Annotated in this window: 19 protein-coding genes and 6 tRNA genes; 1 reads left to right on the plus strand and 24 read right to left on the minus strand. The window is 38.0% G+C overall.

Translation table 11 applies throughout. From position 1 onward, the window contains the following. Positions 1–2 precede the first annotated feature (2 nt). The 14 genes from RT723_RS06890 to RT723_RS06955 form a co-directional block, all read right to left on the minus strand. Positions 3–728, minus strand: coding sequence for an ABC transporter ATP-binding protein (locus tag RT723_RS06890; RefSeq protein WP_315946437.1), 726 nt, complete (start codon positions 726–728; stop codon positions 3–5). Between the two features lie 9 nt (positions 729–737). After that, complete coding sequence (locus tag RT723_RS06895; protein ID WP_315946438.1) at positions 738–1,991, minus strand: efflux RND transporter periplasmic adaptor subunit; 1,254 nt, start codon at positions 1,989–1,991, stop codon at positions 738–740. A gap of 298 nt (positions 1,992–2,289) precedes the next feature. Beyond that, on the minus strand, positions 2,290–4,167 hold the full coding sequence (locus RT723_RS06900) for a SurA N-terminal domain-containing protein (RefSeq protein ID WP_315946439.1): 1,878 nt from the start codon (positions 4,165–4,167) through the stop codon (positions 2,290–2,292). 109 nt (positions 4,168–4,276) lie between these two features. Beyond that, positions 4,277–4,353 (minus strand) — tRNA-Asp (locus RT723_RS06905). 13 nt (positions 4,354–4,366) lie between these two features. After that, complete coding sequence (gene hupB / locus RT723_RS06910; RefSeq protein ID WP_216054422.1) at positions 4,367–4,642, minus strand: nucleoid-associated protein HU-beta; 276 nt, start codon at positions 4,640–4,642, stop codon at positions 4,367–4,369. Between the two features lie 209 nt (positions 4,643–4,851). Continuing rightward, complete coding sequence (gene lon, locus RT723_RS06915; RefSeq protein WP_315946440.1) at positions 4,852–7,203, minus strand: endopeptidase La; 2,352 nt, start codon at positions 7,201–7,203, stop codon at positions 4,852–4,854. Between the two features lie 119 nt (positions 7,204–7,322). Beyond that, on the minus strand, positions 7,323–8,591 hold the full coding sequence (gene clpX, locus RT723_RS06920; RefSeq protein ID WP_216054424.1) for an ATP-dependent protease ATP-binding subunit ClpX: 1,269 nt from the start codon (positions 8,589–8,591) through the stop codon (positions 7,323–7,325). A gap of 91 nt (positions 8,592–8,682) precedes the next feature. Next, on the minus strand, positions 8,683–9,315 hold the full coding sequence (gene clpP / locus RT723_RS06925; RefSeq protein WP_315946441.1) for an ATP-dependent Clp endopeptidase proteolytic subunit ClpP: 633 nt from the start codon (positions 9,313–9,315) through the stop codon (positions 8,683–8,685). Positions 9,316–9,405: 90 nt separating this feature from the next. Beyond that, a complete protein-coding gene (gene tig / locus RT723_RS06930; RefSeq protein ID WP_315946442.1) occupies positions 9,406–10,716 on the minus strand; it encodes a trigger factor in 1,311 nt (436 codons plus the stop codon). A 233-nt stretch (positions 10,717–10,949) separates the two neighbouring features. After that, a tRNA-Pro gene (locus tag RT723_RS06935) sits at positions 10,950–11,026 on the minus strand. 17 nt (positions 11,027–11,043) lie between these two features. Further along, positions 11,044–11,128: transfer RNA gene (locus RT723_RS06940), tRNA-Leu, on the minus strand. A gap of 9 nt (positions 11,129–11,137) precedes the next feature. After that, a tRNA-His gene (locus RT723_RS06945) sits at positions 11,138–11,213 on the minus strand. A 25-nt stretch (positions 11,214–11,238) separates the two neighbouring features. Further along, a tRNA-Arg gene (locus tag RT723_RS06950) sits at positions 11,239–11,315 on the minus strand. A 33-nt stretch (positions 11,316–11,348) separates the two neighbouring features. Then, positions 11,349–11,425 (minus strand) — tRNA-Pro (locus tag RT723_RS06955). Between the two features lie 276 nt (positions 11,426–11,701). Between RT723_RS06955 and folD the strand changes: the two genes are divergently transcribed. Continuing rightward, positions 11,702–12,556 carry a bifunctional methylenetetrahydrofolate dehydrogenase/methenyltetrahydrofolate cyclohydrolase FolD gene (folD, locus tag RT723_RS06960; RefSeq protein WP_216054427.1) on the plus strand — a complete coding sequence of 285 codons (855 nt, stop codon included), beginning with the start codon at positions 11,702–11,704 and terminating at the stop codon, positions 12,554–12,556. A 158-nt stretch (positions 12,557–12,714) separates the two neighbouring features. On the opposite strand, the gene purF is transcribed toward folD, so the two are convergent. The 10 genes from purF to fabB form a co-directional block, all read right to left on the minus strand. Further along, positions 12,715–14,226, minus strand: a complete 1,512-nt coding sequence (gene purF, locus RT723_RS06965; protein ID WP_216054428.1) for an amidophosphoribosyltransferase — start codon at positions 14,224–14,226, stop codon at positions 12,715–12,717. 13 nt (positions 14,227–14,239) lie between these two features. Then, positions 14,240–14,731: a CvpA family protein gene (locus RT723_RS06970; protein ID WP_315946443.1), complete on the minus strand. Its 492-nt coding sequence runs from the start codon at positions 14,729–14,731 to the stop codon at positions 14,240–14,242. 73 nt (positions 14,732–14,804) lie between these two features. Then, on the minus strand, positions 14,805–15,476 hold the full coding sequence (locus RT723_RS06975; protein ID WP_315946444.1) for an SPOR domain-containing protein: 672 nt from the start codon (positions 15,474–15,476) through the stop codon (positions 14,805–14,807). 1 nt (position 15,477) lies between these two features. Then, entirely contained in the window at positions 15,478–16,758 is a 1,281-nt protein-coding gene (gene folC, locus RT723_RS06980) for a bifunctional tetrahydrofolate synthase/dihydrofolate synthase (protein ID WP_315946445.1), read from the minus strand. After that, positions 16,758–17,630 carry an acetyl-CoA carboxylase, carboxyltransferase subunit beta gene (gene accD, locus RT723_RS06985; RefSeq protein WP_216054432.1) on the minus strand — a complete coding sequence of 291 codons (873 nt, stop codon included), beginning with the start codon at positions 17,628–17,630 and terminating at the stop codon, positions 16,758–16,760. The genes folC and accD overlap by 1 nt, the downstream gene beginning before the upstream one ends. A 135-nt stretch (positions 17,631–17,765) precedes the next feature. Then, positions 17,766–18,551, minus strand: coding sequence for a tRNA pseudouridine(38-40) synthase TruA (truA, locus tag RT723_RS06990; RefSeq protein ID WP_315946446.1), 786 nt, complete (start codon positions 18,549–18,551; stop codon positions 17,766–17,768). 65 nt (positions 18,552–18,616) lie between these two features. Continuing rightward, positions 18,617–22,627: a FimV/HubP family polar landmark protein gene (locus RT723_RS06995; RefSeq protein WP_315946447.1), complete on the minus strand. Its 4,011-nt coding sequence runs from the start codon at positions 22,625–22,627 to the stop codon at positions 18,617–18,619. 251 nt (positions 22,628–22,878) lie between these two features. Continuing rightward, positions 22,879–23,898 carry an aspartate-semialdehyde dehydrogenase gene (locus RT723_RS07000; protein WP_216054435.1) on the minus strand — a complete coding sequence of 340 codons (1,020 nt, stop codon included), beginning with the start codon at positions 23,896–23,898 and terminating at the stop codon, positions 22,879–22,881. 92 nt (positions 23,899–23,990) lie between these two features. Beyond that, on the minus strand, positions 23,991–25,124 hold the full coding sequence (locus RT723_RS07005; RefSeq protein WP_315946448.1) for a 4-phosphoerythronate dehydrogenase: 1,134 nt from the start codon (positions 25,122–25,124) through the stop codon (positions 23,991–23,993). A gap of 91 nt (positions 25,125–25,215) precedes the next feature. Next, positions 25,216–26,430 carry a beta-ketoacyl-ACP synthase I gene (gene fabB / locus RT723_RS07010; RefSeq protein ID WP_315946449.1) on the minus strand — a complete coding sequence of 405 codons (1,215 nt, stop codon included), beginning with the start codon at positions 26,428–26,430 and terminating at the stop codon, positions 25,216–25,218. Positions 26,431–26,610 lie beyond the last annotated feature (180 nt).

A 26,610-nucleotide genomic window follows, 5' to 3' on the forward strand; every position in this document is an offset into this window, starting at 1 on the left:
CTTTATACGCTAATGGCGGCAGTGTTATCGTTAACAGTATCTGCAACAATTTTTCCGTCAAATACTTCAATAGTTCGTTGTGCTCTACTCGCGCCACGAGGGTCATGTGTCACCATACAAATGGTTGACCCCTCTTGATGCAATTGATCTAAAAGGTTCATTACCGCTTGTGCATTTTTGGAATCTAAATTACCGGTTGGCTCATCCGCTAGAATAATAGATGGGTTACCTGCAATCGCTCTTGCTACAGCAACTCGCTGTTGTTGACCACCTGAAAGTTGTGAAGGAAAATGATTGGCTCTATGGGACATATCCACTTTGGTCAACGCATCTAATACCATCTGTTTACGTTGCTCTTTATTAATGTCTTTACGATAAGTTAATGGCAATTCAACATTTTCTGACACGGTTAGGTCACTGATCAAATTAAAAGCCTGAAATATAAAGCCTATTTTTTCGTTTCTAATGGCGGCTCGTTCATCACGATCTAAGTTTGAAACATCGTGTCCGGCTAAGTGATACTCGCCACCGGTTGCGTTATCAAGCAGGCCTAATAGAGATAACAAGGTTGATTTACCACAGCCTGACGGGCCTGAAATTGAGATATATTCACCTTTATTTACCACTAAGTTGATTTCGTTTAGTGCATACGTTTCAACGTCATCGGTGTAAAATATTTTTTGTAGATTATTGAGTTTAACTAATGTGCTCTTATTATTTGTAGTCATAGTGTTCCCTTAATTTAATTTTACTTGTTGATGATCATCCCACGAGGAGATGTCTGAAACGACAATGAGATCCCCTGCTGATAAACCATTTTTTATTTCTATATGAGTGTTAGATACTTGGCCGAATTCAACGTCGGTTAAATTGGCAATACTGGTTATTTCATCGAACGAAAATACGGTAGAGTGAGAAGATTGTTTGGCAAACATAGGTCGTTTTACAAATAACACATCTGATAACTTAGCTATTTCAATGATGCCGTCGACCGAAAGTTCTGGCCTTGCTTCTTTTGGGATCTCACCAATAAGCTCAACATCAACTTGTACCGAGCCATTATTTACTGAAGGTTCTATACGTTTAACGATGCCATCAACTTTATTCGCTTTAGTGTCAATTACCACATGCTGACCTAAGCTAACATTACTTACTTGTTGTTCTGGTACACGAAGTTCTGCTAAGAATTCTCCGCTTTTCGCTAATCGAGCTAAATTACTCCCCGCATTAACTTGTTGACCGAGTTCCAATGGCATTTCTTGTACTATGCTGTCGATACTGGCACGAACAACAAGTCCATCTACTTGAGATTGCATACGAGCGACAATTCGCTGCATACGCGTTAATCTGGCTAAAAATGCCTTCTTTTGTGCCGCTACATTTTCTTGGCGTTTTATCAGACGTTTCTGTTCTAACATCCAACGTTCATTAAACTGTTCCACATCAATCTTAATTTCTTCATGCTCAACCACAGAAACCGCAACAAACCCTTGAGCCAATAAGCTTTTTTGCGCATTTAATGTCAACAAAGCACGTTCATAGTTAAGCCTGCTATTGATTACTAATGTTTCTTGATCTAATACTTGTGACTCTAATGAGACTTGATCGGCATGTAGCTGCGCTTGCATCTCCTCAAGCTCCCACTGCCGTTCTTCTAATTGTTGCACTAACTCAGGATTACTTAGCTCCATCAATACATCACCAGCTTTGACTTGGGCTCCTGATTTAGCGTGTATCGCTTCTACACGACCGTGTACATTAGTTGCTACCCAACGTATGTCTTTTGGTACTAACACGCCTATACCGCGCACTGACACTTCAAAAGTACCACGCTGTACTGTGTCTAATAACAATGAGTCTTTATCCGCGATAAAACTACTTGGATTTGAATTGGCTAATTGCCAAAACAACCCTATTCCCGCCAATAACACTACCGCGATTAAGCTAAACTTTTTTTTATTATTTTTTGTTTTCTTGCGAACGATATCCATCTAACTTGAACCCTAACAACTACCACTGTAATTAGTAATTTGCAGATGTGATGCCAATAAATATTATTGTTTTAAAACAGACATTTACGTAAATTCATTGCAAATTAGCATGTTAAACATCCCATTAATGGAACATGAAATTTATGTCTATATTTCGAAATCGAAACATTGGCAAGGTAAGCTGATTTTCTGATGACTCGCAGATTAGTTTAGTAAAAGGATTTGGTAGAAAAATTAATGGGAGAATTTACAGGCACAAAAAAAGGCTCCTAAGAGCCTTTTCAATACATATGTACTATTACATATTAATTTGTATATCGGCGTTGGCTTTTAAAGCATCGATATACGCTTTAGAAGTTATACGACTAACTAATGATTCAACTTGTTGTTTAGTTGTATTTTCAACTGCATCGTCTGTTGATTTTAATGCCACTGAATCTAAAGAGATAACAACGGCGTCGCCATTGTTCAATGTAACACTCGTTAACTCTTTAGTGCCTTCAGACGGTTTTGCTAATGCAAATACTGCGTCTCTTACAGTAACATCAACTGAAGTTTCATAACGGCCAATATCATCTTGACGTTCAACATTCAATCCTAAACTAGACAAAGCTTCGCCAGCATTTAATTTAGTTAAAATATCTTGCGCTTTAGTGTCCGCTAAGTCCTTAGCTTTTTGTGCAACAACTGCAGCCGTTACTTCATTGATAACGTCATCTAACGATTGCTGTTTAGCCGCTTCGTATTCGTTAACACGAACGATCACTGATTTTTCGTCAGATAATTCAATTAATTCGCTATTTAATCCTTCGTTGATAAAGTCTTCATCAAATAACTTACTCGTTACTTTTTGATCATTTAAAACGGCTGGTAATTGACCACGAGGTAATAAACCTGTTGTTTGTAATTTAACACCTGATACTTCAGCTGCATCTACTAATGAATCTGCAATTTCAAACGAAGTTTCAACCGCTTTAGTTTGCACATCTAAATAAATTTCAGTGATTTTGTTTTGTTTTAAAGACGCTAAAATATCAGCTTTAACTTCTGCTAATGGTTGTACAATAGCTGCTTTAAAGTCTGTTAATTTAATTAAATGAAAACCAAAATCAGTTTCAACGATGTCAGTCACATCGCCAACCTTGTTAAGTGTTAATACTGCTTCGTCAAAAGCCGCATCCATTACACCTGTACCAACCCATTCAAGATCACCGCCATTTTCAGCGCTGAAAGTATCTGCAGAATATTGTTTTGCTAATTCAGCAAAGTCTTTACCTGCATTAAGTTCCGTCTGAACTTCAACTAACTTAGCTTTAGCCGCTGTCGCATCGTCACCGGTTTCAATTAAAATATGTGATAAACGACGTTGTTCTTCTTGCGTATACATAGCAATACTTTCGTTATAATACGTTTCAATTTCTTGGTCAGAAACATCAATATCAGCAGTTAGCTCTGCAACATCAATAACTAAGTACTCAACAGCCACTTTAGGTTGCGTTTGGAATCTATATTTATTGGCGTTATAAAAAGAGTCAAGTTCAGCTTGTTCAGGTTTAATACTTGGTTTTAAACCTGCAGCAGAAATAGTCACCATGTCAAAGCTACGGATTTGATCCGCTAAGGTTTGGTATGCTTTTTCTTCACTTGGTAGGATAAATTCAGAACCTGATACCGCACCGACATATTGCGTTCGGCTCATTTGTTCGCGAATGTACTCTCTGAATTCATTTGGTTGGAAACCTGCTTGGCGTAACAAAGCAATATAACGGTCGTTATTAAATTGGCCCGCTTGTTGGAATTCTGGCATTTCACGGATAGCGTTACGAATTTGATCGTCGCCAACACGTACGCCTAGATTATCGGCTTCTTGTCGTTGTAATTCTTCAACTACTAAACGATCTAAAATGCTTCTTCTAAAGTTAGCAACATAGTTATCGTCTAACATTAACTGTTCAACCATGTCACCAAACTGAGACTTCATTCTAGCGCGCTCGTTTTGATAAGACTGTTCAAAAGCAGCTTGTCCTATTTCTACATCATTAACAACGGCCAGTGTTGTATCTGCTTGGCTGTTGATATAGCTACCTATACCACTTACGGCAAACGTTAATATAACTAAACCTAAAATGGATTTTGCAACGATTCCTTGAGAACCTTCTCTGATTCTTTCTAGCATTATTACTTCTCTTTGCTGAATTTGAGTTCTAAAATTGGGCGATATTGTACAACAATTTATAAAAAAAGCGCATCTATTAGATGCGCTTTAAGAAATTTAAACAATTTATTGGCGGAACGGACGAGACTCGAACTCGCGACCCCCGGCGTGACAGGCCGGTATTCTAACCAACTGAACTACCGCTCCTTAAATAAATATATTACTTGTTACATGCGTCTTTTAAAGCTTTACCAGCTTTAAATGATGGAACATTTGCAGCAGCAATCTCGATTGAAGCACCAGTTTGTGGGTTACGGCCTGTGCGAGCTGCGCGCTCACGTACAGCAAACGTACCAAAACCAACTAAAGCTACAGAATCACCATCTTTAAGAGCACCAGTTACTGATTCAATGAAAGAGTCTAGAGCGCGACCAGCAGAAGCTTTAGAAATGTCTGCGCCTTCAGCGATTTTTTCGATTAATTGAGACTTGTTCACAATGTCATCCCCTATTTGTTTTTATAATTTTTAGTTTAAAAATTTAACCAACTAAAATATTTAATTGGATAAGTTGCCGTCAGCAAAACTACTTCAGACTCCTTTAGATTACAGGGGGTAAGGCGTACCTAACCCTCCTCGCCCCAATAAACTAGCACAGTTCATATTTTTGAAAAGCCTTTTTTTCAAAAAAACTGTTTTTTTTCATTTTATGCGCAATTTTCAGTCGAAATTCGCTCCAAAGGCTGACTTAAAGCGACTTCTAGCACATCGTCAATCCATTTTACTGGAATAATTTTTAAGTCTTTTTTCACGTTCTCTGGGATCTCTTCCAGGTCTCGTTCATTCTCATGAGGGATTAAAACGGTTTTAATGCCACCACGATGAGCAGCGAGTAACTTCTCTTTTAATCCGCCAATGGCCAACACTTCACCACGTAACGTAATTTCACCTGTCATTGCCACGTCTGCCTTAACAGGATTACCCGTTAAACTAGAAACTAAAGACGTCACCATAGCAATACCTGCACTTGGTCCATCTTTAGGTGTAGCCCCTTCTGGAACATGGATATGAATATCACGCTTTTCATGGAAGTCTGAGTTAATACGTAACCCTTCAGCACGGCTCTTAACAACCGTCATCGCTGCCTGAATCGACTCTTTCATTACGTCGCCCAATGAACCGGTATAAACTAACTTACCTTTTCCTGGTACGGTTGCACACTCAATAGTTAATAAATCACCACCGACTTGTGTCCAAGCTAAACCAGTTACTTGACCGACTCTATCGTCTTCATCCGCTTTACCATAGTCACAACGGCGTACACCTAGATAATCGGATAAGTTTTTGCCAGTCACTTCAACAGATTTAACGTCTTTTTTGGTTAAAATCTCAGTCACGACTTTTCGGCATATTTTCGAAATTTCACGTTCTAAACTACGAACACCCGCTTCACGTGTGTAATAACGAACTATATCTATAATCGCACTATCATCGATGACGATTTCGTTCGCTTTTAAGCCATTACGTTGTTTTTGTTTTTCAAGTAAGTGGTGTTTAGCAATGTTTAATTTTTCATCTTCGGTATAACCCGCAAGACGAATTACTTCCATACGGTCTAATAAAGGCCCAGGAATATCCATGCTGTTGGAAGTTGCCACAAACATGATGTCAGATAAATCGTAATCGACTTCTAAGTAGTGGTCGTTAAACGCCATATTTTGTTCTGGGTCTAACACTTCTAACAAAGCTGATGACGGATCACCGCGCATGTCTGAACTCATCTTGTCAATTTCATCTAACAAGAACAGTGGGTTTTTAACGCCTACCTTTGACATTTTTTGAATGATTTTGCCAGGCATAGAACCAATATAGGTACGACGATGACCCCGAATTTCGGCTTCATCTCTTACACCACCTAAAGCCATACGAACGTATTTACGTCCTGTTGCTTTTGCAATTGATTGACCTAGTGATGTTTTACCAACACCTGGAGGTCCAACTAAACAAAGAATAGGCCCTTTTAATTTACTGGTACGTTGTTGTACCGCTAAGTACTCTGTAATACGTTCTTTTACTTTGTCTAATCCAAAGTGGTCGGCATCTAAAATATCTTGTGCTTTGTTTAAGTCTTTTTTAACTTTTGAACGTTTTTTCCAAGGAACATTTGTCATCCATTCAATATAACTACGAACAACGGTTGCTTCTGCCGACATGGTCGACATCATTTTTAATTTTTTAAGCTCAGCTTTGGTTTTTGCTTCCGCTTCTTCTGGCATAGCCGCTTCTTCAATTTTCTGCTCTAACGCTTCAAATTCGTCCACACCATCTTCGGTTTCGCCTAATTCTTTTTGAATGGCTTTCATTTGCTCATTCAAATAATATTCGCGTTGGCTTTTTTCCATTTGTTTTTTAACGCGACTGCGGATCTTTTTCTCTACTTGCAGTAAATCAATTTCACCTTCCATCAACGCCATTAAGTACTCAACACGTTCACGAACATCTTCGATTTCTAACGCTTTTTGTTTTTCTTCAACTTTCAATGGCATATGTGATGCCATGGTATCTGCCAATCTATCAGCGTCATCAATACCAGATACTGAAGTTAATACCTCAGGTGGGATTTTTTTATTTAATTTGATGTAACCTTCGAATTGGCTTATCGCAGAACGTATAAGAACTTCTTGTTCTTTCTCATCACCTACAACCGGTGTAATGATCTCGATATTCGCTTCGAAGTACTTTTCAATTTCAGTGAACTCTACAATTTTAGCTCGTTCAATCCCTTCCACTAGTACTTTTACAGTACCATCAGGTAACTTCAATAATTGTAAAATAGTCGCAATAGTGCCGACGTCATACATGTCCTCTACTTTAGGATCATCATTAGTCGGGTCCTGTTGGGCGACTAAAAATATTTTTTTGTCTTTTTCCATCGCTTGTTCTAAACATGCAATTGATTTTTCTCGGCCAACAAAAAGCGGAATTACCATGTGCGGATATACCACAACGTCCCTTAAGGCTAAAACGGGGATATTTGAAGTTGCTGCGTCTTGCGTCATATCGTTAATTTCTCTAGGTTTTTTAATCGCTGATTTTTAGTATATGGGGAGAGTATTGCAAAGTTCAATTGCTCAAAATAAAAAAGGAGTCAATTGACTCCTTTTTAATCGATTTATATCTATTCTTGTGCGGCTTTTGACTGCACATTATCATAAATTAATATTGGGTCAGACTCACCGTCAATGGCAGAACCATCGATTACCACTTTAGAAACATTTTCTAACGATGGTAATTCAAACATAGTATCTAACAAGACAGCTTCAATAATTGATCGAAGTCCACGAGCACCCGTTTTTCTGTTCATTGCTTTTTTGGCAATGGCAGCCAATGCATCTTCTCTAAACTCTAACTCTACGCCTTCTAATTCAAATAAGGCAGCGTATTGTTTTGTTAGTGCATTTTTAGGTTCGCTTAAGATTTGAATTAATGCATCTAAATCTAATTCCGTTAACGTTGCAACTACAGGTAGACGGCCAATAAATTCTGGAATTAAACCATACTTAACTAAATCTTCAGGTTCAACATCTTGGAAATGTTGAGATAATGTCTTTTCATCACTCGGAGATTTAACTTCAGCGCCAAATCCTATAGCAGTTCCAGTTTCTGAACGTGCGGCGACAACTTTATCAAGACCAGCAAACGCACCACCACAGATAAACAAGATTTTAGAAGTATCGACTTGTAAAAACTCTTGCTGTGGATGTTTACGTCCTCCTTGAGGTGGTATTGATGCAACCGTACCTTCAATTAATTTTAGTAGCGCTTGTTGAACACCTTCACCAGAAACATCACGTGTTATAGATGGATTATCCGCTTTACGCGAAATCTTATCTATCTCATCGATATAAACGATACCACGTTGTGCTTTTTCTACATCGTAGTCACACTTTTGCAGTAGTTTTTGAATAATATTTTCTACATCTTCACCAACATAACCGGCTTCAGTTAATGTTGTTGCATCTGCCATAGTGAATGGAACATCTAAAAGACGAGCTAACGTTTCTGCCAATAATGTTTTACCACTACCAGTAGGCCCTATAAGCAAAATATTACTTTTACCTAACTCAACTTCCATATCAGCATTCATATTCTTTAGACGTTTATAGTGGTTATAAACGGCTACTGAAAGTACCTTTTTGGCATGCTTTTGGCCAATCACGTAATCATCTAGATGATCACGAATATCCATTGGTGTGGGTAGAGAAGACGAATCACGCTTTGGAGAAATTTCTTTTATCTCTTCACGAATAATATCGTTGCATAGATCTACACATTCATCACACACATAAACAGAAGGTCCAGCAATTAGTTTTCTAACTTCATGCTGACTCTTACCGCAAAATGAACAATACAGTAATTTATTGTCGTTATCTGTCGGTTCTGACATAACGTCACCTCACTTTGCTAAATGACTGCCTACATTAGAGGCAGCTTAATCAATATAATATTGTATCGGTTAAAAGCTTAACTTATTTAGCTTATCTATTGGTTAAAATAGAATCTACTAAACCATACTCAACGGCCATTTCTGCAGTTAAGAAGTTATCACGGTCTGTATCAACACATAATTTCTCATATGGTTGGCCCGTATGTTCTGCCATTAATCGATTTAATTTTTCTTTAATAGATAGAATTTCTTTGGCATGTATTTCAAAATCAGATGCTTGCCCTTGAAATCCGCCTAACGGTTGATGGATCATCACGCGTGAATTTGGTAAACATGAACGCTTACCTTTAGTGCCACCTGATAATAAAAATGCACCCATGCTAGCCGCTTGTCCCATACAAACCGTTGCTATGTCTGGTTTTATAAAATTCATAGTGTCGTAAATCGACATACCCGCAGTGACTGAACCACCTGGTGAATTAATATAAATAGAAATATCTTTTTCAGGGTTTTCTGATTCTAAGAATAATAATTGAGCACAAATCAAATTAGCCATGTGATCTTCAACTTGACCAGTTAAAAAGATCACTCGTTCTTTTAAAAGACGTGAAAAAATATCGTAAGAACGCTCACCTTTTGCTGTTTGCTCAACAACCATAGGTACTAGCGCATTTAATAAGTCAGTGTTTATTCCACCCGCCACATTATTTGTGTGGTTAATCATATTATTTTCCTTAAAAACAAAAATGGCTCGATAATATATATCGAGCCATTAAAACCTGTCTTCAACCCCTAAGTCAATTGGGATTTTGCATTAAGCAGCTTGAGGGTTCATTAATTCATCAAAGCTTAATGTTTTATCTGTTACTTTCGCTTTTTCAAGGATCAATTCAATTGCTTGATCTTCAGTTGCTAAGTTACGGATATTCTCAAGTAATTGCTCATTATTGTAATAATGTTCAATAACTTCTGCTGGATCTTCGTATGCAGAAGCTTGAGTTTCAATAATTTCTTTAACTTTCGCATCGTCAGCTTTAATTTCATTAGTACGAATAAATTCGCCTAATAACAATCCAGTGCGAACACGATCTTTAGCTTGTTGTTCAAACAATTCAGCTGGAAGCTCTGGCATGTTAGCTGCGTCAACTTGACCGCCAAAACGTTGCATAGCTTGTTGACGAAGGTTAGTAACTTCTTGATCTACTAGCGCTTTAGGAACTTCTAGCTCGTTCGCTTCTAATAAACCTTTAATCACTTGCTCTTTAACTTTAGCTTTTAATTGCTGACCAAGTTCACGAGTCATATTGTTTTTAACTTCAGTTTTAAGTGCATCAACACCGCCTTCTGAAATTCCAAATTTAACGACGAATTCGTCGTTTAATTCAGGTAGCTCTTGAACTTCAACTTTATTGATAGTGATTTCAAATTCAGCTTCTTTGCCTTTTAACGCTTCTGAATGGTAATCAGCTGGGAAAGAAACATTGATAGTGAATGATTTCTTCGCTGCTTTTTTACCAATAAGACCGTCTTCAAAACCAGGGATCATACGACCTGCACCAAGTTCTAAATCGAAACCTTCAGCTTTTCCGCCTTCAAATAATTCGCCATCGATTTTACCAACAAAATCAATGTTTACACGATGACCTTCTTTAGCTTGAACTTTCTTTTCAGTCCAAGTGGCTTGTTGCTTACGCAGCGTTTCCATCATGTTTTCTAAATCTTTATCTGTTACTTCAGCAACTGGGCGTTCTACTTTAATATCTTCGATATTATTAACAGAAACTTCTGGGAATGTTTCAAACGTAGCTGTGAATACTAAATCTTGACCACGAGCAATTGTTTTAGGTTCAAAGAAAGGCGCGCCCGCTGGGTTTACTTTTTCTTGAATAATTGCCTGAATATAATTCTGTTGCATCTCTTCTTGAGCAACTTCAGAAAATACTGACTGACCAAAACGTTTTTCGATCACAGATGCTGGAACTTTACCTTTACGGAAGCCATCGATTCGAGTTGTTTTACTTACTTCACGTAAACGTTTTTTTACTGACTCTTCAATTTTGTCTGAAGGAACTGTAATTGTAATACGACGTTCTAAACCTTGAGTCGTTTCTAAAGAAACCTGCATTTTATACCTCAATTAATTAACTAATGGCCTGTCTTAAAAGATACCTATGGTATTTATTTATTTTTAACGGCTCAATTCATGTTCTTAAAATAACGGCGCATTATAGCCATGTCTTTTTAAATCGTCCATGTTAAACCACTAATTTTGGTTCAATTAATAGGCAAACAAACGAAATATAAGGATATTTATAAGAAATGAATGATAAATGGGGAGTATTTCTGAATTTTTTAAGATGGTCGGTGTTGCAGGATTCGAACCTGCGACCCCTTCGACCCAAACGAAGTGCGCTACCAAGCTGCGCTAAACACCGACTATACTTAAAAAAAATGGTGCGGAAGGAGAGACTTGAACTCTCACACCTTGCGATACTGGAACCTAAATCCAGCGCGTCTACCAATTCCGCCACTTCCGCAGAAAAGAGTGGGGTGACTGATGGGACTTGAACCCACGACAACCGGAATCACAATCCGGGGCTCTACCAACTGAGCTACAATCACCACTATAAAACTGTTACACGAGGTATGGCGCACCCGGTAGGATTCGAACCTACGACCGACGCCTTAGAAGGGCGTTGCTCTATCCAGCTGAGCTACGGGCGCATAACCTACGGGCATATATCAAAGTTATCAAAATGGTCGGTGTTGCAGGATTCGAACCTGCGACCCCTTCGACCCAAACGAAGTGCGCTACCAAGCTGCGCTAAACACCGACTTTGAATCTTTGAGAACTTACTGCCTCGCGACAGGGCGGCATATTACGGATATCCCCATTTGCAGTCAAACCTTTTTTTAAAGATTTTATTCAACTGCTGCTTTTTACAGCAAAAGAATATAAAACAAACAGAGTTTGTATTTTTGTTAATCATAAATTAGATAATTCAGATATTAACGTTAGATTTTATTTGCTTGGCTATAAAAAGGCCATGCGTATATTAATTAAAAAAGATACAATTACCCTACTCCCGGTTATCTATTATGAGTTATTTATGACGGCAAAATTAATTGATGGTAAAGCCATCGCACAAACAGTGAGAGATAAAGTACGAACAGGTGTTAATGCACGCGTACAAGCAGGCAGACGAGCCCCTGGTCTCGCTGTTGTATTAGTAGGACAAGATCCTGCCTCTCAGGTATATGTAGGAAATAAGAAAAAAGCCTGCGATGAAGTCGGTTTTGTATCACGCTCTTATGATTTGCCAGACACTACATCTGAACAAGAGTTAATTACACTTATAGATGAGTTAAATAACGATAATGAAATAGACGGTATATTGGTACAGTTGCCGTTACCTCACGGATTAAATGCTGAAACCATTCTAGAGCGTATTCACCCGCATAAAGACGTAGATGGTTTCCACCCATATAATATTGGCAGACTTGCGCAAAGGATGCCTGCATTACGCCCTTGCACGCCTAAAGGTATCATGACCTTATTGGATTACACTCAATTAAATTTAAAAGGCATGCACGCTGTTGTTGTAGGTGCTTCAAATATAGTTGGTCGACCTATGTCATTAGAATTGTTATTGGCCGGTTGTACTACAACGGTATGCCATAAGTTCACTAAAGACTTAGAGCAACAAGTGAAACGTGCAGACATTCTTGTCGTTGCCGTTGGTAAACCAGAATTTATCCCAGGCAATTGGATTAAAGAGAATGCGATTGTTATTGATGTAGGTATCAACCGATTAGATAACGGTAAATTGGTTGGCGATGTTCAATTTGACGTAGCTAAAGAAAATGCTCGTTGGATCACACCGGTACCAGGTGGAGTTGGCCCAATGACCGTAGCATCACTGGTTGAAAATACTTTAGAGGCTTGTGAAAAATTCCACAGCTAATGTAAACTGAATATCCATGATCAAAGCCAGTTTATTTAACTGGCTTTTTTATGTCCTAAATTTATTTAACTCTAAAGTTAATGCCAGGACAGTTAGTGTCCGGCACAAAAAAGGCTGTTATTAAACAGCCTTATAGATTTCGTAATCTTACTATTAGGTTACTCGTCGTTATGTAACTCTAATCCCATTTCTAATGGTAACGATTTAGATTTTTTCGCATTATCTTTACGCGCGGACTCTAAGCTTTCTAAATAAGCTTGATCTATATCGTTAGTAATATAATTACCATCAAATACAGACGTTTCAAAATGAGTTAACGACTCATTATCACCTTTTACTGCGGTAATTAAATCGTCTAATGATTGGAAGATTAATTCATCTGCACCAATCATTTCAGCAATTTCATTTACTTCACGACCATGAGCTATTAATTCATTAACCGATGGCATATCAATACCATATACATTTGGGAATCTAATCTCTGGTGCAGCGGATGCAAAGTACACTTTTTTAGCGCCGGCATCTCTTGCCATTTCAATGATCTGCTCAGAGGTAGTACCGCGAACAACAGAATCATCAACCAATAAAACATTTTTACCTTTAAACTCGACTTCAATGGTATTTAATTTACGGCGAACTGATTTTTTACGCTGTGCTTGACCAGGCATGATGAATGTACGACCAACATAGCGGTTTTTAACAAACCCTTGACGATATGGTAGTTGCAATTCGTTCGCTATTTCTAAAGCGATATCACAGCTCGTTTCAGGAACAGGAATAACCACATCAATGTCCAGATCAGCCCATTCACGTTTGATTTTAAGACCAAGCTGTTCTCCCATACGAACACGAGAACCATAAACTGAAACATCATTTAAAGTTGAGTCTGGACGTGCAAAGTAAACATATTCGAAAATACATGGAACACATTTAGCACCTTCAAAACATTGTTTTGTATGAAGCTCACCTGCTTCAGTGATATAAATGGCTTCACCTGGTGCGACATCTCGAACTAATTTGAAACCGTCGATATCTAAGGCAACACTTTCTGATGCCACCATATATTCAACGCCTTGCTCAGTTTCGCGCTGGCCTAGCACTAAAGGACGAATACCGTTAGGGTCTCTGAATGCTAATAGACCATGACCGATGATCACAGAAACAACAGCATAGGCACCACGAATATGTTTATGAACGCGTTTTACCGCGCTAAATACATCATCAGCACTCAATTCCATTAACTTTGATTCACACAACTCGTGAGCTAATACGTTAAGTAATAATTCTGAGTCTGAAGTAGTATTGATATGGCGACGAGCGTCTTTGAATAAGCTTTCTCTTAACTCAGTTGCGTTTGTTAGGTTGCCGTTGTGAGCTAGTGCAATACCAAAAGGAGAGTTAACATAAAAAGGTTGGGCTTCTGCAGAGCTTGAGCTACCAGCCGTTGGGTAACGTACATGCCCTATCCCCATATTGCCTTGTAAGCGTTGCATATGACGTTCTTGGAATACATCACGTACTAAGCCGTTGGCTTTACGTAATCTAAAACGTCCTTCATCTATAGTGACTATTCCCGCGGCATCCTGACCACGATGCTGTAAAACAGTTAATCCATCATAAATAATTTGATTAACAGGCGATTTACCAACGATACCAACGATACCACACATGATCAAGTCTCCATCAATGTTGTGTAGATAGCAAACTGGAGTTTTCTTTTAATAATTCAAAAAACCAGTCGACTATAAATGAAAATTCTGGGATTAAAATAGATGCTTGCCACCACGACGCATCACTAGAAGGTGTCATGGTGTCTAAAAATAATAAGGTTGCGGCAACAATTAATACGCCGCGTAATGCACCAAAAACCATCCCTAACATTTTGTCAGTACCAGACAAACCTGTGTAGTGAACGATCTCGGATAATAAGTGGTTGATAAGTGCACCTAAGACTAAGGTGACTATAAATAAAATAGCAATGGCGGCACCATTTCTAAATAAGTCTTTTTCTATGCCCGTTAAATGGATCGCTAAATCTGCATAAAAGCGGCTGGCAATGAAAAACCCGGCAATCCATACTGCAAGAGACACGGCCTCTTTGATGAATCCACGGGTTAAACTTATCAGCGCAGATATTACAATAACTGCTAAAATAGCGTAATCAATCCAAACCATATTGATTTAAAAACTTATAAAATGGTGGCTAAAATTCGGCGCGAATTCTAACAGACTAAGTAGAAACTGCCTACTAATTTATCGGATCAAATTGAGTGATTTTACCATCTAATCCAGTTAACTCTTTTAACGTCAATTGTGCTTTTTCTAAATTTTTACGTTCTAACTCTGGCCCAACAAAGACTTTGGACAGTACACCTGCCTTTGTTTCTACTGGTTTAATAAACACTTTAAAACCAGCATCGGTTAAGCGTTTTTTCAGTGCATCAACATTTTCTTTATGTTTAAAACTACCTAACTGTAATATCCAAGCATTTTTTTCAAAATCAGCCTGTACCGGCTTAACAACTTTTTCTGGCTTGATATTGTCCATTTTGGTTAAAACGGTTTTCACGTCTTTTGTTTTATCTTCATTCGCCACAGTCGAAACTTTATCTGTCTCAGTGTTAACTTGAGCAACAGGCTCTTGGTTGTTTACTTCGACCTTATCATCTTCAACCTCAGTCGAATCATCATCTGCTTTAAGTTCAACCACTTTAGGTGCTTTTTTTATTGCATTTAACACTTCTTCGGTAGGAAACTCGGTCACTATCGGGGAGGCTTCTACTTGAGGTCGTACGGGGATTTTTTTAAATTCTTCTTTTGTTTGTTCTTTTTTCCCGTCTAATAAATCCGGTAAAAAAACAATCCCTGCTATTAATACTAATAACATACCTACAACACGTTGTTTAATAAGGTCAGTCATTTTAATTCTCCACCTGATTTAAAATATCGGCGACAGTGTAAAACGATCCGAAGCCAAGTAAAAGACTATCTTTATTTTGATTTGCACAGGCGCTTTGCCAAGCTTGTTTGATTGTTGGTAAAACCGTGACATTGGTTTGCCCCAGACTGGATAACGTTTCTGCAATATACTCTTTACTTGCAGCTCGTCCATTACCTTCTAAGTCGCCCACATACCACTCGTCAACAACGTCTGTCATTAATTGTAAAGTTTCTTTTATGTCTTTATCTTTCATCATGGCGATAACTGCGCAGACACTTGATACTGATTTTAATTTACTGTCATTTAACAACATGGAACGCAAATAGTTAACCGCATGTGCATTATGTGCCACATCGACCATAGTTAACGGCTGCATTGACACTATTTGCATACGACCAGGCAATGAAAGCTGCATTAACGTTTGTTCAATCAAAGTTTGTTCTAACTGAACATCAAGTTTTAATAGAGTAACCAAAGAGGTAGAAATATTTTGCTTTGGGATCAATATATTCGGTAAGTCATTAAAACAAATGTCCCCATAAGAAAAACTCCATTTATCCGACTTTTGTTCAAATAAATAATCTTGGCCGAATTGAATAAACTCTGAGACATGATGGACTTTGGCTTGCTCAATGATTGAATCAATTTTAGCGGGTTCACCAACAATTGCAGGTTTACCTTGATTAAAGATACCCGCTTTTTCGAAACCAATTTTTTCTATGGTATCCCCTAACCAATCAATATGATCTAATCCAATTGAGGTAATGACCGACACATCATGGTTAAGTATATTAGTCGCGTCTAAACGCCCTCCTAATCCCACTTCAACTAAAACATAATCAAGCTGTTTACTTTGTAATAATTTAAAACCCGCTAACGTTCCAAACTCAAAATAACTTAATCCAGTGCCTTGACGATGATGCTCTATAAAAGAAAAGGCGTCGATTAAATCTTGGTCGGACGCTGACTCACCATTAATACGAACACGCTCATTATATTCAAACATATGAGGAGAGCTGTATACACCAACCGTTTTACCTAAAGCTAACAAATATTGCTCTATAAAGCGGATAGTTGTGCCCTTGCCATTCGTACCGGCGACTAATACAACTTTGTTTGCTTGTAAGTCTCTGACCTTCGCATTGTCCGCTACTGTTAATACGCGTTCTAGACCAAGGTCAATTTCTTTTGTGTGCTGGGATTCTAAATAAAAAAGCCAATCTGGAAGAGATTGGCTTTTAAAGATAATTTGTTCTGACATTATGCCGTTCTGTGTTCTTTTTCCAATGACGGTAGTTTACACATTTTTGCAAATAAACGTGCAACTGTATTTCGCATTTCTCGACGATCGACAATCATATCTATTGCACCATGTTCAATTAAGAACTCACTACGTTGGAAACCTTCTGGTAATTTTTCACGTACTGTCTGTTCAATAACACGAGGGCCAGCAAAACCAATTAGTGCTTTAGGCTCACCAATGTTGATATCACCTAACATAGCTAAACTAGCTGACACACCACCCATTGTAGGGTCGGTTAATACGGAAATAAAAGGTATACCCTTTTCGCTTAACTTAGCTAAGGCCGCACTGGTCTTTGCCATTTGCATTAAAGAGAATAGTGCTTCTTGCATTCTGGCACCGCCTGATGCAGAAAAACAAATGAATGGTATATTTTCATTAATACAAACATTAACCGCTTGTACAAATTTTTCACCAACGACAGTGGCCATTGAACCACCCATAAAAGAAAATTCAAATGCAGCCGCAACACAAGGAACACCTTTAACGCGACCTTTCATTACTATCATTGCATCTTTTTCATTGGTTTGTTTTTGTGCCGCAACGATTCTATCTTTATATCGTTTTGTATCTTTAAACTTCAACACATCTTGAGGTTCTAAATCGGCAGCAATCTCTACTTTTTCGCCTGTATCTAAGAACAATTCAAGACGTTTACGACCAGATAGACGCATATGGTGATCGCACTTAGGACATACACCTTGCTCTTTTTCTAAGTCATTTTTATACAAAATTGATGCACAACTGGTGCATTTAGTCCAAACGCCTTCAGGAATATTACGTTTAGTTGATGTATTTGTTTTTGGAAGAATTCTTTCTATCCAACTCATGTCGTCACTACCCTAAATAAAAATCAAAACCGCTTAGCAATTTAAAATTGTACTAAGCAACAAAATTGCCGTTATTAAAACACAATGTAAGACTAAAGAACTCAATAAACTGGTCTTATTAGTCAGATATTAAATTCATTCTGGAATAAATAATGGACCAGGATTATGTTTTGGTAAATCAAATTCTTCTGGATAATCAACTTGAATGAGATATAAACCATTAGGTTTGGCCGTTTCCGCCGCTTGCGTTCTGTCTTTTAATTCTAACACTTCTGCGATCCACTCAACCGGCTTATCGCCTTTGCCTACCGCAATTAGACTTCCGGCTATGTTACGAACCATATGATGAACAAACGCATTTGCTTTAATATCAATCACAACAAACTGATTAAACCGTTTTACATTAATAAAATGTATACATCTATTGGGGGAATTTGATTGGCATTGGGCGGCACGGAAAGAACTGAAATCATTTTCACCTAACAAAGACTGTGCAGCTAAATGCATTTTATCTACATCAAGGGGACTATAATAATGACTCAGGCCGGCATTTAATATTGCTGGTCGTAATTGAGAGTTAGTAATGATGTATCGATATCGACGTGCTGTAGCAGAAAAGCGAGCGTGAAAGTCCTCAGGAACTTGTTTAACCCAAGTCACGGCGATAGAGTCGGGTAAATTGGCATTCACCCCCATAGTCCAACCACGATCGGTTCGAACCGCTTCAGTTTCAAAATGAACTACTTGACCAGTACCATGCACCCCAGCGTCTGTGCGTCCTGCACAGAATACGCTAACGGGATGATTGGCAATTTTAGACAGAGCTTTTTCAAGCTCTTCCTGAACTGAATTTACTTCTTTTTGACGTTGCCAGCCAAAATACTGGGCTCCGTCGTATTCGACACCTAGCGCTAATCGCATAAAACTAATCTATTATTTTTTCAATAATCGTCGATTATAAAAAACTAACTGCATTAAACAAAGCTTTATTCTTTACCTAACTCTTTTAAAAGTTCTTGAGCTTCGGCTTTTGCTTCATCGTTATCGCCATTCATAACATCTTTAATCGCGGCAAGTGCGCTTTCTTCGTCATCCATGTCAATGTAAGTTCTAATGATGTCTAATTTAGATCCGTAACCTCCAGAGTCTTGATCAACATCGACCGAACCTCTAGTTTCAGTTAACTCATCAAATTCACCTAAACCAACATCAATATCTAAATCTTCAGGGATAACTTCATCTTCAGTGTCATCAAGTTCATCCATTAAGGTGTCAACGTTTACGTAATCCTTATCAAGATCAACGTCGGCTAAATCATTTTCAGATAGTTCTACACTATGACTTTCAGTCTGTGAAATTGACTCTTTATCAGTATCTTCAACCAACTCTTCTTCTTCAGCAGCTTGTTCATCGGCCTCTGGTTCTGATAATTCAGATAATAACTGATCGAAATCAGCATGTTCCAATTCATCAATATCTAACTCTTCAGCGCTTAAACTTTCATCTTCTTGTTGGGCCAATTCTGATTCAATAACGTCTTCTTTTACGTCTGGCTCTGAATCACCTTCAGAAGCTTGTTCGTCAGTTAATAAGTCATTTATATCCGTTTCATCAAAACTGCTATTGATTAATTCATCATCACTTAAAATCTGCTCAGAGGACTCATCAGAATCAGTAACCAACGAACTAATGTCAATATCAGCTAATTCGTCATCATCGGCACTATTTATTCCAACACTTAAATCGTCCCCTAAATCATCAATCGTAACGTCATCTAGATTGTCGGTAACAATGCTATCTTCGTCTGGTTCTAATGAAGTATCATCCAACACTAGATCTGGATATACATCTAACATTGCGCTTTCTTCAACGTCTTGAACTGGAATATCATCTTCTTGTTCAGCTTGTTCTAAGTCAGGAACTATCGTTTCTGCACTTTCCAATTCAGCATCAAGTTCATCGCCTAGATCATCGATTGAAATCTCATCGGTTTCTACATCTGTTGACTCGTCTGACGCTTCTAAGTCCAAATCAGGTAGTTCAGTGTCTGAGTCGCTTTCAATCTCACTTTCCTCACCATCATCAAGATCTAATTCAGGGTAAGTGTCTAATTCTAAACTTGCTTCAACATCTTGCTGTGGTAAATCACTTTCTGATTCAGACTCATTCAAATCAACTGCATCTGATTCAACAACTTCCTCATCAACATTAAGGCTTTCAGCTTCATCTGTTGATTCAACTTCTTCTGTTGATTCAGCTTCTTCTGATGATTCAGCTTGTTCTGATGATTCAGCTTGTTCTGATGATTCAGCTTGTTCTGATGATTCAGCTTGTTCTGATGATTCAGCTTGTTCTGTTGATTCAACTTCTTCTGTTGATTCAGCTTGTTCTGTTGATTCAGCTTGTTCTGTTGATTCAGCTTCTTCTGTTGATTCAACTTGTTCTGTTGATTCAGCTTCTTCTGTTGATTCAGCTTGTTCTGTTGATTCAGCTTGTTCCGTTGATTCAGCTTGTTCTGTTGATTCAGCTTGTTCTGTTGATTCAGCTTGTTCTGTTGATTCAGCTTGTTCTGTTGATTCAGCTTGTTCTGTTGATTCAGCTTGTTCTGTTGATTCAGCTTGTTCTGTTGATTCAGCTTGTTCTGTTGATTCAGCTTGTTCTGTTGATTCAGCTTGTTCTGTTGATTCAGCTTGTTCTGTTGATTCAGCTTGTTCTGTTGATTCAGCTTGTTCTGTTGATTCAGCTTGTTCTGTTGATTCAGCTTGTTCTGTTGATTCAGCTTCTGACGTTAAAGCTGACTCTTCAGTTAACACTTCTTCCTCAACATCTAATCCATCAGCAATATCAAAGTCATCAATTGCATCAACAACATCTTCATCCGCAATGCTCGATTCTAATGAGTCTTCACCTTCGGGGCTTGAGTCAGCTAGATTATCAATATCGAGTTCATCTGCGGCAATGTCGAGCTCATCCGGTTCATTATCATCAGCATTACTATTTTCTAATAAATCGTCGATATCAAATTCATCTGGTTGAGAATCATCATCAGCACCATTCTCTAATACGCCGTCAATTTCAAAACCGGCAGGCTCTTCTTCGGTATTAACCTTCTCTACCGTTTCAGCGGCATCAACAACTTCATTAGACACGTCTTCTGGTGCTTCAGCATCTAATAAGTCATCGATATCAAAATCAGTTTCGTCGGCAGGTTCAATTTCATCAGCCAACTCTTCCAATGTTTCTTCTAAATTACTGTCAGATGCTTCTGCATCCAATATATCATCGATATTAAAATCATCTTCGGCAACGTCTGGTTGATCAATTTCATCAACAAGCTCTTCCAGTGTTTCTTCTAGATTTTCTTCTGGTGCTTCAGCGTCTAACAAATCATCGATATCAAAGTCATCTTCTGCAACCTCTGAATCGTCCAAACCTTCAGCCAACTCTTCTAAGCTTTCTTCTGAGTTTTGCTCTGGTGCCTCTGCTTCCAATAAATCATCAATATCAAAGTCATCGTCGGCATCTGAATCTAACCCTAGATCATCTTCTAATTCATCATCTTCATTAGTATTAATACCGAGTTCATTCATAATAGCGTCAACATCATCAACGCCAGTGTCTAAGATCTCATCTTCATCAATCTCATCACTTTCTTCTTGTTCTAATAACTCTTCGATATCGTCAGCATTGAGGACATTATCGACATCAAAATCGTCTGGGTTAGTTGTATCATCAAGATCTGGGATTAAATCTTCAGCAGCGCCTTCATTTAATAAACCGTCAAAGTCATCTTCAGATAAAACATCATCTTCTAAATCTAAACCTTCATCCAATAACACTTCATCGTCATCTGGAGATAATAATCCATCATCAGACAATAAATCATCATCATCAAAAGAGTCACCCAATAAATCAAGATCATCATCAGAGTCTAATTCAATGGCATCGTCTAACGAATCACCAAGATCTAAATCAGATAGAGCATCATTTAAATCATCCATCGGATCCGTTAGGAAATCATCACTAGGGCTTGGAGCTTTGCCTGAATTTCCAGTAGAAGAGAAATCTTGATTAAGAATTGATGGGGAATCTAAAAACTCATCTGTATTTGTTTTTGAATCGTTTTTCTTACGTAAGAAATACACAGCGCCGAATAAAACTAACAACGCAGGTACAACTGACAGTATTATCATCCCAAATGTGGTTTTAAAGAATTCAGCAAGTTGATTGTCAAATGATTGGCTTTCTTCTAACTCTCTTGCTTGGGCCATTTCAAGCTGAGCTTGCGTCATACTTAAAATTTTATTTAATTGTTCAGTTAGTAGTTGTCTATGTTCTATCTCAGCAGTTAAGTCTTGTTCTAATAAACCTAATTTATCACCTAACACCGTTAGTTTATCTTGGTTCGTTTGGCTTTCTTGTAAAACAGTTTCTATGGTTTTTACCGATGAACTAAACTTTTCTTGTAAATTATCAAACTTTACAGATTGCTGAACACTGGCTTGTTGAATTTTTTCTGATAACTCTTGTTTTGCCTCAGTTAGATCTTGCTGTTTAGCCCCTTCTATTGGGCTCAATAACATTTCCTGACGACTTTGTGTAAACGTACCATTCATTCTGGCAACCCAAAGTTCATCATCTGCGTCGGCTCTGCGTTTGGCGTAAACAGGATCGATGGCTTTTACTTCGGCGTGACTAGGAATATCAATAAACGCACCATCATACAGTCCGTTTAAATTATCAAATTCAAATGCGTTAGGGTTTTTCTTTAAGATGGCGATCATTACTTGGTGGACAGTAACGTCATTTCTAAAGCGGAACTTATTGCCTAACTTCCACATGGTGTCTTGTTTGGAGATAGGGCCGTATTGAACCCCCTTTGCTCCATAATCAACCCCTTTAGGGCCTCTCAACTTGGAATCAGACTTAGCAAAAGTTTGACCAGCAAAAATACTAGTAACTATAAGAACAATAAGGATTTTAAGGCTTAATCGCATTAACTAATTTCCAAAATATTTTACAAAAAGAGTAGAAAAGTCATTAAGGACAATCATTGCCCTCAATAAATCAAAATACAAGTAAATTTAAACACTATTACAATTTCAAAGCAAAGCACATACCAGTTTTAACCAAAAAAACACGGTAAATACGATAAGGAACGGGAAAAACTTTACTTCGCATATTATATCGACCAAAAAAAAAGCCTCTTTAGTTTTATTAAAGAGGCATTCTTAACTTGCAGAACTAATTATAGATAATCAGCGATTAACACCTCTGCAATTTGGATGCTGTTTGTTGCTGCACCTTTACGAATATTGTCAGCCACAACCCATAGATTAATACCATTGGCATGTGAAATATCTTCACGAACTCGGCCAACAAAAGTACTGTCTTGGCCACTGCCATGAGTAACTTGAGTTGGGTAATCTGTGCTATCTGGCATTAATGTTACACCTGGAGCTTGTTCTAGAACATTCTTCACATCATCTGCTGAAACTGGTTGACGTAGCTCTAGGTGAATAGCTTCGGCATGTCCATAAAACACCGGCACTCGGACCGCTGTAGGATTCACACCAATTGACTCATCCCCCAAAATCTTATGAGTTTCCCACACCATTTTCATTTCTTCTTTGGTGTAACCATTATCTTGGAAAACATCAATTTGTGGAATAACGTTAAACGCCATTTGCATTGGGAACACTTTAGACTCAACAGGACGACCATTCATTAATTGTGCAGTTTGACCTACCAATTCATCCACCGCTGATTTACCAGCACCACTTACCGACTGATAAGTACACACGTTTATACGGTCTATACCATATGCATCATGGATTGGTTTTAACGCCACTAACATTTGGATAGTTGAGCAGTTAGGATTGGCGATAATGTTTCTATTTCTATAATCAGCCACGGCATGAGGATTCACTTCAGGGATCACTAATGGAATATCAGGTTCGTATCTGAAGTGTGATGTATTGTCGATAACAACACAGCCAGCTTCTGCAGCTACCGGAGCGTATTTTGCCGATACATCTCCACCAGCAGAGAACAATCCAATTTGAGCTGTGCTCCAATCAAATTCATCAACATTTAATACTTCAACGTCCTGCCCCTTGAATTTAATTGTCGACCCAGCTGAACGTGAACTCGCTAAAGGAAATAATTCCCCTACTGGGAAATTTCTTTGTTCTAAAATTTCGATTAGGTTTTGACCAACTAGGCCTGTGGCACCTAATATTGCGACATTATATTTTTGTTCTGACATTTTAATACTCTGTTGTTGATGTTTATAAACTGGCTTATAAACAATTATTTTAATTGGTTAGTGCTTTTACACTAAACCTACCGTCTAGACGTCTAAATATCAAACCCTATTTTCAAAAAATTTAATCCTTTTTCATTATTAGTTATACGTTCTAATTTCAAAGAAGACCATTCTCGTCTAATTGGATAATTTTTGCGTAACCAGTCGAAGCCATTTTTAGCTAATAAGTTCCTAAACAAAGCATCATCTCGCCTTGGATCGTACACCAAATGAATCGCTGCCTTTAACTGAGTTTCGCTTTGATATTCATTGTTTAACACTAGATTAGTAACACTAGGAACTGGCAATAATTTATCTAACCGTTTAACGATAGGAAGATTTAAGTGCTGGCAAACAGATTGATATAACATTTCTGTGCCTCGAGCTTTGCCTTCTAAGCTGTAACCCGCTATATGTGCACTCGCTATATCCGTATATTTGATCAGCTCTAATAATGGGGTTGGTTCATTCTCCCAAACATCTAATACCAGCTTTATCGGTAATTCATTTTGTTTTTCTCTTCGAATCGCTTCGGCTAACAATGCTTGGTTATCGATGACTTCACCACGGCTGGCATTAATCAAACACACATCTTGTTTTAATAAATGAATATTTTCTTCATTTAATAAGTGAAAGGTAGGACTCTTACCTGTTGATGTTAAAGGTGTGTGGAATGTAACAATATCGGCGTGAGTTAAGGCATATTCTAAATCGACAAAGTCCTCTTCTGTTTGGTCACGCTCTGGATCACACAATAAAAGGTTAATGCCTAAAGCCATTAACTTATTTTGTAATGCCTTACCTATATTCCCCACCCCGATTATTGAGACCGTTTTATCTAATAAATTAAAGTTATACTTTTCAGATAATACATATAAAGATGAAATAACATATTCCGCAACGGATATAGCATTGCAACCAGGTGCCGAAGTAAAAGTAATGCCTTTTTGTTGTAATAACGTTTTATCAATATGGTCTTCACCTATCGTGGCAGTCCCCACAAAAGACAAGTTCTTCGCTTGGTTCAATAGCTGGGAGTTAACTTTGGTAATAGAACGAACGAGTAGAATGTCTGCTACACTCACTTGCTCAGCTGTTAACTCACGCCCTGCAAATCGGGTAATATTACCGAGTTCAGCAAAAAAGTCTTCGGCGTATGGGATGTTTTCATCAATAAATATGTTCATTAATCAGCACTTTAAAATTGTATAAAAAAACCTGAAACATCATACGATATTTCAGGTTTTTAAGAACCCAATAAATTCTACTATTTAAGAATTAACATTTAGATTTTTTGAATACTAACGTCGCGTTAGTACCACCAAAACCAAAGCTATTAGACATAGCCGTAGTGATTTCAACATCGGTAGCAGTGGTGATAATGTTTAACCCTTCCGCTTTTTCATCAAGCGTAGAAACATTAATAGACGGAGCAACAAATTTATTTTCCATCATCAACAAACTATATATAGCTTCGTGAACACCAGCAGCTCCTAGAGCATGACCTGTCATTGCTTTAGTTGCACTGATCATTGGAGAGTTGCCACCAAATACATTTTGTATAGCGCCCAACTCTTTAACGTCGCCAACTGGAGTACTAGTACCGTGCGTATTTAAATAATCAATTGAACCGTCAACCGTTTCAAGTGCCATTCTCATACAACGCTCTGCGCCTTCTCCAGACGGAGCAACCATATCAAAACCATCAGACGTTGCACCGTAACCTACGATTTCAGCGTATATTTTTGCACCACGAGCTACAGCATGCTCATACTCTTCAACCACAACCATACCGCCGCCGCCAGAGATAACAAATCCATCACGGTCCGCATCATAAGTACGAGAAGCCAATTCTGGCGTATCGTTATATTTAGTTGATAATGCGCCCATCGCATCAAACATACCAGCTAGTGTCCAATCAACTTCTTCACCGCCACCGGCAAACACAATATCTTGTTTACCCAATTGTATTTGTTCAAGTGCTGCACCAATACAATGTGCTGATGTTGCACAGGCTGAACTGATTGAGTAGTTAATACCTTTGATTTTAAAAGGTGTTGCTAATGTAGCTGAACATGTACTGCTCATAGTACGAGGTACTTGATAAGGACCTACACGTTTTACGCCTTTCTCACGTAAAATATCACAAGCTATGATTTGGTTTTTTGAAGATGCACCACCAGAACCTGCTAATAAACCTGTACGAGGATTAGACACTTGTTCGTCAGTAAGACCAGCATCATCGATTGCTTCTTGCATAGCAATATAAGCATAAGCTGAAGCTTCACCCATAAAGCGCATGGTTTTACGGTCAATAATCGCAGTCACATCCAAATCTATATCACCACAAACCTGTGAACGTAAATTATATTCTTTAAACTGCTCAGATGAACTGATACCCGATTTACCAGTTTTTAAACTTTCTAATACTTCTGCTTTATTGTTACCAATACTTGAAACAATACCTAAACCAGTAATTACTGCTCTTTTCATTCTCAATTCCTAATTTATATCCAAAGGACACTAATAATTTTGCCGTATTCTACCTGTATTTTTATACTAACTGGTCTAATTTCAGCGAACAAGTGTTAGCTGAGAATTATTTACCTTTATCATGTTAGTATTTAAATGTGTAAAATAGATTACGTTTCAGCCGCCAAAGCATTAATATGT

This window comes from Psychrosphaera aquimarina, from assembly GCF_032461525.1.
GTDB lineage: Bacteria > Pseudomonadota > Gammaproteobacteria > Enterobacterales > Alteromonadaceae > Psychrosphaera > Psychrosphaera aquimarina.